Source organism: Fusobacteriaceae bacterium (assembly GCA_031272775.1).
Lineage (GTDB): Bacteria > Fusobacteriota > Fusobacteriia > Fusobacteriales > Fusobacteriaceae > JAISST01.
The window spans coordinates 20,397-33,888 of the sequence record JAISTB010000028.1 but is presented as its reverse complement, the minus strand read 5'-3'; the positions used below and the strand labels follow the sequence as shown (position 1 = coordinate 33,888).

The window sequence follows — 13,492 nt, the reverse complement described above, 5'->3', positions numbered from 1 at the left end:
TTTTATATCAATCAGGGGGGTAAAAAATGAAAAAAATCGCTTGCACCTACGCGATGCGGGACGAGGGGATGGATATCCTCAGGGAAAAAGCCGAAATTTTTATCGGAAACGACAGGGATCCGGCCAATTTTGCCGACAAGATCCAAGACGCCCAGGGGGTCCTGCTCTTTCGGGGCTTTATGAACGCCAATGCCTTTGACAAATTGCAACATCTGGATTTTGTGGCGACCATGAGCGTGGGCTATGACCACATCGATGTGGAATCGGCCACAAAGTACGGCATACTGGTATTGGCAAGCTTCGGGGCCAACGCCCGCTCCGTGGCGGAGCACACCATGGGACTGCTGCTGGCGCTGGACAGGAAGATCGTCAGCGGCCACTACGAGACCCTCGCGGGAGTCGGCTGGCAGGAACGCAATCCCGACCAGTCCTTTGAGCTGTCGGGGCGGACCATGGGCATTATCGGTCTGGGCAATATCGGAAAGACCGTCGCCAAGCTGGCCCGGGCCTTTGACATGAACGTCATCGGCTATGACCCCTTCCTTTCAAAGGAAGCGACGGAACAGGCGGGAATCGTCTATTGCGCCGGATATGACGACGTGCTGAAAAACGCCGACGTCGTGTCGGTCCATGTGCCGAGATCCCCCGAGACAATCAACCTCATCGGCAAACGGGAACTGGGACTCATGAAAAAGAGCGCCTTCATCCTCAATACGGCCCGGGGCAGGATCATCAACGAAGACGATCTCGCAGACGCCCTGGACAGCGGCATCATTGCCGGAGCGGCCATCGACGTATTCGCGACGGAGCCCGTTCCGCCCGACGCCAGGATCCTCAAGGCGAAAAATCTCGTCTGCACGCCGCATATTGCGGCCATGACAAAAGAAGCGATCCGGAACATGACCGTTATGTGCGCGAAGGGTTGTCTCGCGGTGCTGGACGGCGAGAGATGGCCCGCCGTGGCAAACCCGGAAGTTTATGAACAGCCCAAATGGCGCAAACGATTGGCGGAACGGGGAGGATCCAGATGAAGAAAATGATCGTATCGCGGCATATACGCGGGGAAGGTCTCGCGATATTGAAAGATAACGTCGACATGATCCTGGTGGAGGACAAGCAGCCCGAAACGTTCAAAAAGGACTGGGCCGATACCAACGGCATCATCCTCTGGGGCGGCAAATGCGACCGGAAGGACATAGAAACGGCGCCCTGTCTCGAGGTCATCGCGACTATCGGCGTGGGCTTTGAAAAGGTGGATGTGGAAGCGGCCACCGAACGCGGAATCCCCGTTGCCATCAGCGCCGGGGCCAACGCCATTTCCGTGGCGGAGCTGGCCATGGGACTCATTCTTTCGCTGATCCGGCGGACCCCCGAAGGCGACGCCGAGACCCGGGCCGGAAACGCGGTCTGGTTCGGAAAATACATCGAGTCTTCCTTCGAGGTCTACGGCAAGACACTGGGGCTCATCGGCCTCGGCAACATCGGGAAAAAGCTCGGGAAAATCGCCGAAGGCTTCGAGATGAAGGTCATCGGCTATGACCCCTTCGTAAAAAAAGAAGAAATTGAGGCCCTCGGTTGGGAATATTGCGCCGATTATACGGATGTTCTGAAAAAGGCCGACGTCGTCTCGATCCACGTGCCCCTTTCCCCGGCGACCCGGGATCTTATCACGATGAAGGACCTGAAGCTCATGAAGCCCACGGCCATCATCGTCAATACGGCGAGGGGAGGGATCATCAACGAAGACGACCTCGCGGACGCGTTAAACGACGGAATTATCGCGGGCGCCGCCCTCGACGTCTTTGTAAACGAGCCGCCCGCTCCCGACCGGAAGATCCTTCACGCGAAAAATCTTGTGGCCGCGCCTCACAACGGCGCGCAGACGACTCAGGCCATGGTGAAAATGGCGCAGATGTGTGCGACGGCCGTCCTTGCCATTCTGGGCGGGGAAAAATGGCCTTATGTGGCGAATCCCGAAGTCTACAACCATCCAAAATGGGCCGGTAAAGGGGGAAAATCATGAAACCCAAAGTATTGCTGACGTATCCCTTGGCGGGCGGGGCCACGGAGCTGCTGCGGGAGGAAACGGATTTATTCATCGTCCATGACGGCGATCTCTCCAAATACCCCGACGCCCTCAGGGAAGCCGAAGGCATCGTGCTTCTGTTGGGGAAGATCACCCGCGGAATCATTGAGATGGCGCCGAAACTCCGGGTCATCTCCAACGTAGGCGTCGGCTATGACCATATTGACGCGGCGGCGGCGACGGAACACGGCGTGAAGGTGGCCGTAAGCGTCGGGGCCAACGCCCGGGCCGTGGCCGAGCAGACTTTCGCGCTTCTGCTCGCGGTAAACCGGAACATCGTCAACTTCCACAACGAGACCGTAGCCGGGAAATTCACCTACCAGAAGGATTTCGCGCGCTCCTTTGAGCTCAAGGGAAAGACCATGGCCATCATCGGCCTGGGGCATATCGGCCGGGAGGTCGCGGAAATCGCCGCGGGGTTCGGCATGCGCGTTCTGGGCTACGATCCCTTCTTCCCCCGGGAAGAAGCCGAAAAAAAGGGCTGGACCTGGTACGCCGACTATCACGAAATGCTTCCGCTAGCCGACGTTTTGAGCCTGCACGTGCCGCTGGCGCCGGAAACCAGAGGCATGATTACCTTTGAGGATTTGAAGACCATGAAAAAAAGCGCAATTCTGATCAATTGCGCCCGGGGCGGCATCGTCCCCGAAAAAGACCTCGCGCGGGCCCTCAATGAAGGCGTCATCGGAGGCGCGGGCGTCGACGTCTATGAAGACGAACCGCCGAAACCCGACGCCGCCATCCTCCACGCGAAAAATATCGTCTGCACGCCGCACAGCGCCGCCGTAACAAACGAAGCCATGGTCAATATGACGACCATGGCCGCCAAAGCCTGCATCGCCATAGTAAAAGGCGAAGACTGGCCTTTTGTTGTGAATTAAATTACCTCACGCAATCAAATGAGATCAATTCGATATCCCTGGTAAGATACCCGTCTTTGACGGGTTCTTCTTTGGCGTAATCGGTCGAGAGATATTTCTTGCTGTCGTCGGCGAAGGTGGTGACCGCGTGTTTTACGCCGTGCTCCAGCTGGATCTTCAGCGCCGCGAGGAAATTTCCGCCCGAGGAGATCCCGACGCCGAGGCCGAATTTCTTCGCCAGCAGCTGCGCCATGATAATGGCGTCCCCGTCCTCCACGACGACGATATCGTCCAGTTTTTCCATCTTGAGGATCGGCGGGATGAAGTCGTCCGATATGCCTTGAATCCGGTGTCCGCCGGATTTTTTTTCGCCTGTGGCCGAGATCAGGGAATTGGCCGGTTCCATGGGGTAGACCTTGCAGCCGGTTTTGTCCTTGAGGTATTCCCCGATGCCCATGAGCGTCCCGCCTGTTCCGTAACCGGCTGTAAATCCGTCGGCAGCTACGCCGAAGGCCGCCATTTGCCGCTCGATTTCGGGACCCGTGGAGATGTAGTGGGCCACGCGGTTGCCGTCATTTTCAAACTGCTTCGGCAGAAATGTGCAGGCGCATTCCCCCGCCGCCTGGCAGCGCGCGATGCTGCCCTGAAAGCCGCCTTCCTCCCGGGACACGAGAATGACGTTTCCGCCCAAGCTCGAGATCAGGCGGATCCGTTCGACGCTCATCCAGTCGGGCATATAGATGTTGACCTTGTGCCCGAGGAAGCTCCCGATAGCGGTAAATGCGATTCCGGTGTTGCCGCTGGTCGCTTCGCAGATCTCGTCGCCGGGCTGGATTTTCCCGCTTTCATAAGCGTCTTTGAGGATATGGTAGGCCATCCTGTCCTTGATGCTGCCCGAGTAATTGTAGTATTCCACCTTGGCGTAAATCTCCATCGGGACGCCTTTGTAGCGGAAGTGGATTCTCACCATGGGCGTGTTGCCGATCAGGTTCCCCAAAGCCTTCAATTTGTTCCGGATTTCTTCGTTCATTGTTCCCCCCTCTGTAAAAAAATGATGTTCTGATTGTATTAGTGTATCACCAAATTCATCCATTGTCAAGCAGCTTAACTATCTTGACTGATCCGCTCAAGAACCCGCCAATACTGAGCGTCACAATCAGAAATGGCAAAAAAAGAACTTTACCCTTGCCTTTTTGTCAAAATCTGTGTATACTAATACCAGATTACAGAAACGAGAAAATTCCCAATGAAAACCAACCAGGGGGAAACCATGCAGGATATGGAAAAGAAATGCAAAGTTGCCGTGGTGCAGGCATCCACGGTCCCATTTGACAAAAACGGCGCCCTCGAAAAGACGCTTGCCCTGATCGACAAAGCCGCCGGGCAACACCCGGACTTGATCGTCTTCCCCGAGGCCTTCATTCCCGCCTATCCCCGGGGCTTTTCCTTCGGATATGTCGTCGGAAGCCGTACCATGGAGGGGCGCGAGGATTGGAAAATCTACTACGACAACGCGGTGATCGTTCCCTCCGCCGATACGGAAGCCATCGGCGCGGCCGCGAAAAGGGCCGGGGCTTATGTGGCCTTGGGCGTCACGGAACGGGATTCGCTCAATTGCACGCTCTATTGCACCTTGCTCTATTTCGGACCCGACGGCCGCCTTTTGGGAAAACACAGGAAATTGAAGCCCACCGGTTCCGAACGATTGATCTGGGGCGAGGGAACCGGGGACATTCTGACAACAATCCCCACAAAGTTCGGCGTCATCGGCGGGCTTATCTGCTGGGAAAACTATATGCCCCTTGCCCGGGTTGCCCTGTATCAGCAAGGCGTGGCCATCTACCTGGCGCCCACGGCGGACAACCGCGAGGAATGGCAGGCGACATTGCGCCACATAGCCCTGGAAGGGCGTTGTTTCGTAATTGGTTGTAACCAATATGAGACAAAAAGCATGATTCCACAAATATTCAAAAACCAGGAGGAGTTGGCCAAAGTCAAAGAAGACTTTTGCCCGGGCGGTTCCTGCGTCGTGGACCCCTTTGGAAAATATCTCGTGGAACCGATCTGGAATCGCGAAGAAATAGCCTTCGCGGAACTGAGCATGGATTTGGTTCCCCTGTCCCGGATGGACTTCGATCCCACGGGTCACTACGCCCGACCCGACGTCCTGGAATTGATCGTGCATAAGCATAATAAATAAATATGTTTCGGAGGTTATTTTTTTGAAACGCAACACAATGTTTTTGCTCTGGGTCGGCGCGGCCATCTCGGTTTCGGAGATTTTTACGGGCGGGCTCCTTGCCCCCCTGGGCGTGGTAAAGGGGAGCGCCGCCATTCTGGTCGGTCACCTGATCGGAACAGGCCTTCTCGCGCTGGGCGCTTACGTAGCCTGGGTCAGAGGCGTCAATTCCATGGAAAATGTCTCTTTTGCCTTCGGTGAAACGGGCGGCCGGATCGTGGCCGCCATCAATCTGCTGCAACTCCTGGGTTGGATCGTCATCTTGATCGTGCAGTCGGGAAGCGCCATCACCAGCGTATTTCCCGGGATTCCCTTCAAGGTTGTCACCTTCACGCTTTCGCTGCTGCAGATCATTTGGGCCATGTCCTTCGGTACTCCGGCAAGCCGGATCAATGATCTGGCCGTAGTTTTGCTGGCGCTGCTCTGTCTGCTGTTTTTCGGAGAAGCCTTCGCGGGCCGCCCGGCGGTCGCTCCGGCTTTTCCGGCTTCCGCCATGAATCTCGTTCTCGGGATTGAGCTTTCGATCGCCATGCCGGTCTCCTGGCTTCCGCTGGTCGGAGATTATTCCTCAAAAGCGGAGGACGGGGCCACGGCCTTTATCATGCCTTTTCTGGGCTATTTCGCCGGCAGCTGTTTCATGTATTTTCTGGGCTTTACGATCGCCCTCACGGGCGGGCGGGACATCTTCTCCTTTATCGCGGCCAGCCGCTTTCGTTATGTGGCCTGCTGCGTCGTGCTCCTTTCGACGATCACGACGAATTTTGTGGCCCTGTATTCGGCTGCCGTCTCCTCGACCCGCCTGATCTGCCTGTCGCGGTTCAGCCGGAATATCCTTCTTGTGGGGATAACGACGCTGCTGCTGGCGGTTCTCTTTCCGGTGGAGCGCTTCGCCGCCATATTGGAGCATTTTCTCGTCTCCATCGATACGGTGTTCGTCCCGATCTTCACCTTGGTCTTCCTGGACTTTTTCCGGCAAAAGAAGGCCCCTTCGGGGAAACTCAACGTCCGTTTTGTTGTGATATCCCTGATCGGTATGCTGGGAAACCTGTTTTTCGCGAAATACGTTCCCTTCATCCCGACGGTTTCCACCATAATCTTTGTAGCGCTGGTGTACTTGATCTCATGAAAAAAGTCCTGTTTATCTTCAATCCCTTTTCGGGCCGCCGCAAGGTTCAGGAAAATCTTCCGGAACTGTTGCGGGTCTTTTCCGAAGCCGCCTGGGACGTGCGGGTCTACCCGACGAAGGCCCCCCTTGACGGCAGGGATTTTGTGCTGCGCTGCGGCGGCGAATACGAGTGCATCGTCTGCGCCGGCGGCGACGGGACGCTCAATGAGATTTCCGGGGCCATGGTGGAGGCAAACCTGCCTCTTCCGCTGGGCTATATTCCCGCGGGTTCCACAAACGATTTCGGCCGCAGCGTCGATCTCCCCGCCGACATGCCCGCTTGCGCCCGGATCATCACCTCGGGCCGTGAAAGGCGCGTCGACACCGGGACCATCAACGGCCGACATTTTATTTATGTGGCGGCCTTCGGCCCCTTTACGGGGGTCACCTATACGACGCCGCAAAAGCTGAAAAATCTTCTCGGCCACGGGGCCTACGTACTCTGGGGCGTGCGCGACATTTTATCCCTGCGCTCCGTTCCCCTGCGGGCGGCCTGGGCTGAAGACGGCGGCGAAAAATCGGCGTCGGGGGAATTTTTGTTCGGCATGGTCTCCAATTCCCTTTCGGTAGGCGGTTTTCGCGGCATTACCGGAAAGGACGTGGATTTGGGCGACGGGCGCTTTGAGGCGACGCTGATCCGGAAACCCCGGGGCTTCGGAGATTGGAAGGACATCCTGTCCTTCGCCTTCGGGCGGGAGGTCGCCAGCCCCCAGCTCCTCAGATTCAAGACCGACAGGATCAGTCTCCGCTTTGAGTCGCCGGTTTCCTTTACCATAGACGGCGAGCGGGGCGGTAATTTTGAAAGCGCCGATATCCGGAACAAAGCGGGGACGCTCAGGCTCCTGGCCCGCCCCTGAATTGATTGAAAACGGAACAAAGCGACGCCATTTTGACCATACGGTCAAAAAAATAAAAAAAATATTGACTGATCAGTCAATATTTTGTTATAATAGGGCTTGCTAAACGCTGTGCGACAAAAATCTTGCGGGAGGCGGCGATGGAAAACAAGAGGGATTTGCTCGTCGAAGCCCTGAAAAACCTGATTCCCCAAAAGGGATACATGAATACGACCATAGATGATATCACGAAAACGGCCAATATCGCAAAGGGCAGCTTTTATACCTATTTCAGGAACAAAGACGAGGTGTTGGACGAAATCATCGCGGAGAAACTGGACCGTATCCGGCGGCGGCACGAGGAGATTCTGAACGCCCCCGGCTCCCTTGAGGACATCATCGGGCGGGTTTTGGACGCGCGGATCAAGAACAGCGGGGAGGAGATCAAAACGGAGATCGCCATGATGAATGTTCTCCAGAACATGGACGTCCTGTCGGTCAACACGCGGAAACTCCTCGTCAGACGGGATGAACTCAACATGAAATTTTTGCAGGATCTCATCGTCAAATTCAGCGACGCGGTCCGGATCGCCCTGCAGGACGTCGTCAAATACGCGCGGGTCATCGAGACGCTGATCGCCCAGCTCAAAATGCAAGACGTCTACATTACGAGAAAGGACGGCTTCAGCTTCGAACGGGATGTGGCCGTCATTAGTGAAAGAATCCGGAGCGCCGACATCGCTGGGCGCATGGATTTTTGCAAAAATGTAATTTTGAAAATTCTGCGGTAAATCAAGTCGCAAAAGACATTGACAAGACACAGCCGCGTGATATAATCACGAAACGCATTCCGAGGGGGATCTATGAAAAAAATAGTGGCGGCCCTGATTCTGGTCGCGACGGGGCTCATGGCCCGCGAACTGACATTGGAACAAGCGGTTGCCCTTGCGGTGGATAACAGCAAGGACATCAAGATTTCGGAGCTCAGCAAGGAAATCGCCCGACTCCGGGTATCGACGGCCTTCAAGACGGCTCTCCCTGTGGCCATGTATACGGGCGCCTTTACGACGAGCGAATACAACCGGCAGATCACGGAAAAAAGAGGCGTCACGGTGACCGACGAGCGAAACAGCTGGTCCCAGGCAATCCGGATCACCCAGCCTCTCTACCGGGGCGGGGCCATCAAATCGGGGATCCAGGGCGCCAAGGCCTATGAGAAGATCGCCGATCTGCAGTATTTGCAGACCAAGGTCAATGTCCGGATCGCGACCATAGAAAACTACGCGGCCATCGTCCGCAACGAGCGCAACCTCTACGGTCTCGAAAGCGCCTTGAAGGAGCTCAAAGCCCGCTACAGCGTGCAATCGGAACAGCTCAACCTCAATATGCTCACGAAGGCGGATCTGCTCAAAACGGAAAACGCCATTCTCGAAATCGAATCCCAGATCATCGGGGCCCAAAACAATATTTCGGTGCAGACCGAGATGCTCCGGATGAAAACGGGCCTCCCCAAGGGAACGTCCATCAAAGTCGTGCAATTCAAAGTCCCCAAATACCTGAGTCGGGGCATAGACCTGGAGTCGGACTTGAAGGTGGCCCGGACGGAGAGTATCGCGGCGCTTTTGGCCAAATACGCCGTCGAGTATTCCGACGCCGAGCGCAGGTACGCCATGTCGGAAATGCTCCCCAAGGTCAACGCCTTCGCGAGTTACGGGGCGGAACGGACGCGCTTCCGGCATTCTTACGACGACGCCAGCTGGCAGGCCGGCGTGGAAGTGACCTGGAACGTCTTTGATTTCGGCAAGGCCAAAGACAGCTACAACATCGCGAAACTGGAACTGGAACAGGAAAAACTCAGCGCGAAGCAGACCGATGACACGATCGATACCGGCGTCACCTCGGCTTATCTGGAGCTTCTGCGGCTGGAAAAACTGCGGGACAGCAAGGAAAGAGCCGTAGCGGCGGCCCGGGAAAATTATGAAATTGACCTGGAGCGCTACAACGCGGGCGTCATCTCCACGGCGGACTATCTGCAATCGGAGGAGGCGTACCGGAACGCCCAGGTGGATCACAACCAGACTATCGTAGACTATATGTGCGCTTATGAGCGATATCGCTCCCTGATCATCTGAGCGGGGAAGAACGGAGGAAGCATTTTATGAAAAAACTGATGGTATTGCTTGCGCTGGGGGCGCTCCTGCTTTCCTCCTGCATCAAGCGGGAAGAAGTCAAGGCGGCCGACGGAACCCAGACCGCCGCCAACAAGGCGGAAGCGCCGAAATCAGTGGAGCGGATAAAATATGTCAAGACGGGGGTCGTGGCGAAGCGGAAAATGAACCTCGTCTTTACGTCCGACGCCGTTCTGGAACCCCGGGGCAAGATTGATTTCAAGACCGAGCAGGGGGGAACCGTCGAGACGATTTACAAGAAAAACGGCGATCCGGTCAAAAAAGGCGAAGTGGTCATGGAACTGTCGGATCCCGCCACCGAAGGGGCCTACAAGACCGCCGAGACCGCCTGGAACATCGCCTCGGCCAATTTTGAGAAGTTCCAGACCTTATACCAGAAAAAATTGATCTCCTATTTGGAATACGCCCCCTATGAGACCGCTTATTCCTCCACCAGGGGAAATTACGAGACCGCCAGAAACAATTACGAGAAACTTCTCGGCAAAGCGCCCATTGACGGGATCGTCGGCAATCTCTTCGTCAAAGAGGGCAACAAGATTGAAAAGGAAAAAGTGCTCTTTACGGTAGTCGACGAAAGTCAAATGGAGGCATATGTGGGATTTCCCGCCGAATGGCTTTCGGAAATCGAGGTCGGCGAGGCCATCAGCCTCAAGATCAGCGCCCTCAATGAGGAAATCAGCGGAAAGATCCTCGAGATCAACCCCATCGCCGATTCGACCACGAAAAAATTTCGGGTCAAGATCGCCGTGGACAACCCCAAGGGCCGGATCAAGGACGGCATGTACGCCATCGTCACGGTGTCCGTAGGTTCCAAGGAGACGCTCTCCATCGAGGATTCGGGCGTATTCGTGCGGGATCTGATCAGCTATGTCTATCTCGTGCAGGACGGCGCCGTACACCGCTATCAGGTCGTGACGGGGACGACGAATCTGCCGTATACGGAAATTAACTATGAAGGGATCAAAGAAGGGGACCGCATCGTAATCGACGGGATTTACGGCCTCGAAGAGGGCGACAAAATAGAGGAGGCGGGGAAATGACATTAGCCGGCGTTTCCATCAAACGGCCAGTGGCGACGACCATGGTCATGGTCGCCATGATGTTTATCGGGATCATGGCCATGTTTTCCATGAAGTCGGAATTGCTCCCCAATATGAACATCCCCGTCGTGACGGTATCGACCCGTTGGACCGGCGCCGTGCCCGAAGACGTGGAGTCCCAGATCACAAAGCAGATCGAGGAGATTCTTCCCAACGTGGAGAGCATCGAAAAGATCACCTCCACCTCATCCTTCGGCCAGTCGCGGATTATCGTGAACTTCCAGTACGGCGTGGACGCCGGCATGAAGATGACCGAGATCCAGAGAGAAATATCCAAACTCACGAACCGCTTCCCCGATTCGGCCAACGAGCCCTTTATCCGGAAGATCGACGCCGGTACCGGCAATCTGACCATGGTCATCATCTTTTCCGCCAAGGACAAGATTGAGCTCCGGAGCTTTCTCGAGCAGTATTTCCAGCCGAAGCTGGAGCGCATCGCCGGGATCGGCGAGGTGAATATCTTCGGCTCGGGCGCGAAACAGGTGCAAATCCAGGTGGACAGCGACAAACTGGCCGCCTACAATCTGACGCCCATGGAGCTCTACAGCCTGATCAGCGCTTCTTCCCTCAACGTGGCTCTGGGCACCGTCAGCACAGGCGACAAGCAGTACGCCATGCGCTTTATGGGGGAAATGGATTATATCGACAATCTAGAGAACATGATCATCCACGCCAACGGCAACACCTTGCGACTGCGGGAAGTGGCCGACGTGGTCCTGACGACGGAGGATCTTTCCAATATGGGTCATCTGAACGACAAGGACTCCATCGTCTTGATCGTCACAAAAGCCGCCGACGGCAGCACCATTGACCTCAACAAAGGCGTGCTCAAGGCCTTTGAGAGCCTGAAACCCATTTTGCCGGCCGGTACGGAATACAAGATCACGCTGGATACGTCCATCGACATCAACAAATCCATCGAGGGCGTTACGCGAAACGCTGTGCAGGGCTTGATTTTAGCCACCGTGATCCTCTTTCTCTTTTTGAAAAATCTCCGGGCGACGATGATTTCCTCGGCGGCGCTGCCGGTGGCCATCACGTTCACCTTCGCCTTTTTGTATATGGCGGGATCGACGCTCAACATGGTTTCCCTGATGGGCCTTTCCATCGGCGTCGGCATGCTGACCGACAATTCCGTCGTCGTCATGGACAATATCTACCGGCATATGACGGAGCTCAAGTCGCCGGTCATGGAAGCGGCGGATAACGGCACGACGGAAGTGGCCATGTCCGTAATCGCCTCGGCTTTGACGACGATGATCGTATTTATTCCGGTACTCTTTATCAAGGGCATCACCCGGGAGTTGTTCCGAGATCTTTCCTACGCGATCATCTTTTCCAATATCGCGGCCCTGATCGTGTCCCTGACGCTGATCCCCATGCTCTCGAGCCGGATTTTGAGCGAGCGCATGAACGTGACGAAGGAGGGCTTCATCTTTACCTTCGTGAAAAAATCCTATATGCGTCTGATCCGCTTCGCGATCCGGCACAGGATCCTCGTTGTCGGCATCGCGCTTATCGCCTTTGTGGGGACCATGTTGGGCCCCCGGAAAATGCTCAAGGTCAGATTCTTCCCGCAGCAGGACCAGGGGAGATATTCCATAACGGCCGACCTCGGAAACGGCATCGACCTCGACAAGGCCGACCGGCTCCGGCGGCAGGTGACCGAGATTATCCGGAATGAGGAGCATACGCAGCAATATTTTTCCATGACGCAGAACACGACCTTTTCGGTCAACGTGGACGTCGGGAAAAAAGACACCCGCGATGTGCCCGTCTTCGATATCGTACAGAAAGTCCGGAAAGAAGTGGAGAAAATCCCGGGCATGAAGATCAATATGCGGGAAGACTACGCCATGGGCGGTCAGCGCCGGAGCGTGGAATTCCAGATTCTGGGATCCAACCTCACAGAGCTCAGGCAGCTGGGCGACGAGATTTTGGCCGAGGTCATCAAGGAACCGGGGCTCGTGGACGTAAAATCCTCGCTGGATCCGGGCAATACCGAAGCGCGGATCGTACTGAACCGCGAGAAAATCAGAAGTTACGGCATCAATCCCGCCACTGTGGGCGAGACCTTAAGTTATTATATCCTCGGCGGCAACCGGGACAAGACCGTTACGATCAAGACTGGAATCGAAGAAATCGACGTTCTCGTGCGACTGCCCAAGGCTAAACGCAACGACATCAACCAGATCAAAAATCTCAATATCCGCATCAGCCCCACGGAATTCGTGAAGCTTTCCGATATTGCCGACGTGGTCATCGCCGAGGGTACGTCCCAGATCCAGAAGACCGACCGGGTCTACAGCGTCTCCATCGCGGCAAATGACGGCGGCATCGGCAATCAGGCCATGCAGGAACGCTTCCTGGCCGCATTCCGGAAAGTCAACCCGCCTTCGACGATCACGTACAAATGGGGCGGCGACGCCGAAAACATGAATAAATCCATGTCCCAACTCTTTTTCGCCCTGGGCGTGTCGCTGTTTTTGATCTACGCGCTCCTGGCCTCCCAGTTTGAGAGCTTCATGCTGCCGATCGTTGTCATCGGCTCCATTCCGCTGGCCGTCGTGGGCGTCGTCTACGGGCTGATCCTCATGAAGCTCCCCATAGACGTGATGGCCCTGATCGGCGTCATTATGCTGGCGGGCGTCGTGGTCAACAACGCCATCGTGCTGGTGGATTTTATCAAAATGATGCGCGAACGGGGCTTGAGCAGGACCGAGGCGGTTCTGGAATCCTGTCGGACGAGACTGCGGCCCATTGTCATGACGACGGCGACGACGATCCTCGGCACCCTGCCCCTTTCCCTGGGCATCGGCGAAGGCTCGGAAATCTATCAGGGCATGGGCGTGACCGTCATGTTCGGCCTGACGTTCTCGACGCTTCTGACCCTTGTCGTGATCCCGATCCTCTATACGCTGGCGGAAGACATCAATCTGAAGATTTCGGGCGTCTTGAAAGCCATCTACGGCGTGACGTTCGGGCGGTTCCGGAAAGCTTAGGGTTTCCGGCAATCG

General features: G+C 55.9%; 11 protein-coding genes. 10 read left to right on the top strand and 1 reads right to left on the bottom strand.

The window, feature by feature from the left end:
- Positions 1 to 26 precede the first annotated feature (26 nt).
- The 3 genes from LBQ97_07000 to LBQ97_06990 are packed head-to-tail and all read left to right on the top strand — an operon-like array spanning position 27 to position 2,967.
- On the top strand, positions 27 to 1,031 hold the full coding sequence (locus tag LBQ97_07000) for a hydroxyacid dehydrogenase (GenBank protein MDR1832459.1): 1,005 nt from the start codon (positions 27 to 29) through the stop codon (positions 1,029 to 1,031).
- On the top strand, positions 1,028 to 2,023 hold the full coding sequence (locus tag LBQ97_06995; protein MDR1832458.1) for a hydroxyacid dehydrogenase: 996 nt from the start codon (positions 1,028 to 1,030) through the stop codon (positions 2,021 to 2,023). Before LBQ97_07000 ends, LBQ97_06995 begins: the two co-directional genes overlap by 4 nt.
- Positions 2,020 to 2,967 (top strand): hydroxyacid dehydrogenase, encoded by a 948-nt coding sequence (locus LBQ97_06990; protein ID MDR1832457.1) that lies wholly within the window; start codon positions 2,020 to 2,022, stop codon positions 2,965 to 2,967. Before LBQ97_06995 ends, LBQ97_06990 begins: the two co-directional genes overlap by 4 nt.
- Before the next feature lies 1 nt (position 2,968).
- Here LBQ97_06990 and LBQ97_06985 read toward each other — a convergent pair whose 3' ends face one another.
- Complete coding sequence (locus tag LBQ97_06985; protein MDR1832456.1) at positions 2,969 to 3,976, bottom strand: cysteine synthase family protein; 1,008 nt, start codon at positions 3,974 to 3,976, stop codon at positions 2,969 to 2,971.
- A gap of 216 nt (positions 3,977 to 4,192) precedes the next feature.
- Between LBQ97_06985 and LBQ97_06980 the strand changes: the two genes are divergently transcribed.
- The 7 genes from LBQ97_06980 to LBQ97_06950 all read left to right on the top strand — a co-directional run bounded on the left by LBQ97_06980 (position 4,193) and on the right by LBQ97_06950 (position 13,477).
- Positions 4,193 to 5,146 (top strand): carbon-nitrogen hydrolase family protein, encoded by a 954-nt coding sequence (locus LBQ97_06980; GenBank protein ID MDR1832455.1) that lies wholly within the window; start codon positions 4,193 to 4,195, stop codon positions 5,144 to 5,146.
- Between the two features lie 22 nt (positions 5,147 to 5,168).
- Positions 5,169 to 6,311 (top strand): hypothetical protein, encoded by a 1,143-nt coding sequence (locus LBQ97_06975; GenBank protein MDR1832454.1) that lies wholly within the window; start codon positions 5,169 to 5,171, stop codon positions 6,309 to 6,311.
- Positions 6,308 to 7,207 (top strand): YegS/Rv2252/BmrU family lipid kinase, encoded by a 900-nt coding sequence (locus LBQ97_06970; protein MDR1832453.1) that lies wholly within the window; start codon positions 6,308 to 6,310, stop codon positions 7,205 to 7,207. The genes LBQ97_06975 and LBQ97_06970 overlap by 4 nt, the downstream gene beginning before the upstream one ends.
- 140 nt (positions 7,208 to 7,347) lie before the next feature.
- Positions 7,348 to 7,977 (top strand): TetR/AcrR family transcriptional regulator, encoded by a 630-nt coding sequence (locus LBQ97_06965; protein MDR1832452.1) that lies wholly within the window; start codon positions 7,348 to 7,350, stop codon positions 7,975 to 7,977.
- Positions 7,978 to 8,049: 72 nt separating this feature from the next.
- Positions 8,050 to 9,318, top strand: a complete 1,269-nt coding sequence (locus LBQ97_06960; GenBank protein MDR1832451.1) for a TolC family protein — start codon at positions 8,050 to 8,052, stop codon at positions 9,316 to 9,318.
- 26 nt (positions 9,319 to 9,344) lie between these two features.
- Positions 9,345 to 10,415, top strand: coding sequence for an efflux RND transporter periplasmic adaptor subunit (locus tag LBQ97_06955; GenBank protein ID MDR1832450.1), 1,071 nt, complete (start codon positions 9,345 to 9,347; stop codon positions 10,413 to 10,415).
- The gene (locus tag LBQ97_06950) at positions 10,412 to 13,477 is read left to right on the top strand and encodes an efflux RND transporter permease subunit (GenBank protein ID MDR1832449.1); all 3,066 of its coding nucleotides are present in this window, start codon (positions 10,412 to 10,414) and stop codon (positions 13,475 to 13,477) included. Before LBQ97_06955 ends, LBQ97_06950 begins: the two co-directional genes overlap by 4 nt.
- Positions 13,478 to 13,492 lie beyond the last annotated feature (15 nt).

Bases quoted from the DNA above. Each gene is read 5' to 3' on its own strand.
- LBQ97_07000 (MDR1832459.1), top strand. From the start codon at position 27: ATGAAAAAAATCGCTTGCACCTACGCGATGCGGGACGAGGGGATGGAT.
- LBQ97_06995 (MDR1832458.1), top strand. From the start codon at position 1,028: ATGAAGAAAATGATCGTATCGCGGCATATACGCGGGGAAGGTCTCGCG.
- LBQ97_06990 (MDR1832457.1), top strand. From the start codon at position 2,020: ATGAAACCCAAAGTATTGCTGACGTATCCCTTGGCGGGCGGGGCCACG.
- LBQ97_06985 (MDR1832456.1), bottom strand. From the start codon at position 3,976: ATGAACGAAGAAATCCGGAACAAATTGAAGGCTTTGGGGAACCTGATC.
- LBQ97_06980 (MDR1832455.1), top strand. From the start codon at position 4,193: ATGAAAACCAACCAGGGGGAAACCATGCAGGATATGGAAAAGAAATGC.
- LBQ97_06970 (MDR1832453.1), top strand. From the start codon at position 6,308: ATGAAAAAAGTCCTGTTTATCTTCAATCCCTTTTCGGGCCGCCGCAAG.
- LBQ97_06965 (MDR1832452.1), top strand. From the start codon at position 7,348: ATGGAAAACAAGAGGGATTTGCTCGTCGAAGCCCTGAAAAACCTGATT.
- LBQ97_06960 (MDR1832451.1), top strand. From the start codon at position 8,050: ATGAAAAAAATAGTGGCGGCCCTGATTCTGGTCGCGACGGGGCTCATG.
- LBQ97_06955 (MDR1832450.1), top strand. From the start codon at position 9,345: ATGAAAAAACTGATGGTATTGCTTGCGCTGGGGGCGCTCCTGCTTTCC.
- LBQ97_06950 (MDR1832449.1), top strand. From the start codon at position 10,412: ATGACATTAGCCGGCGTTTCCATCAAACGGCCAGTGGCGACGACCATG.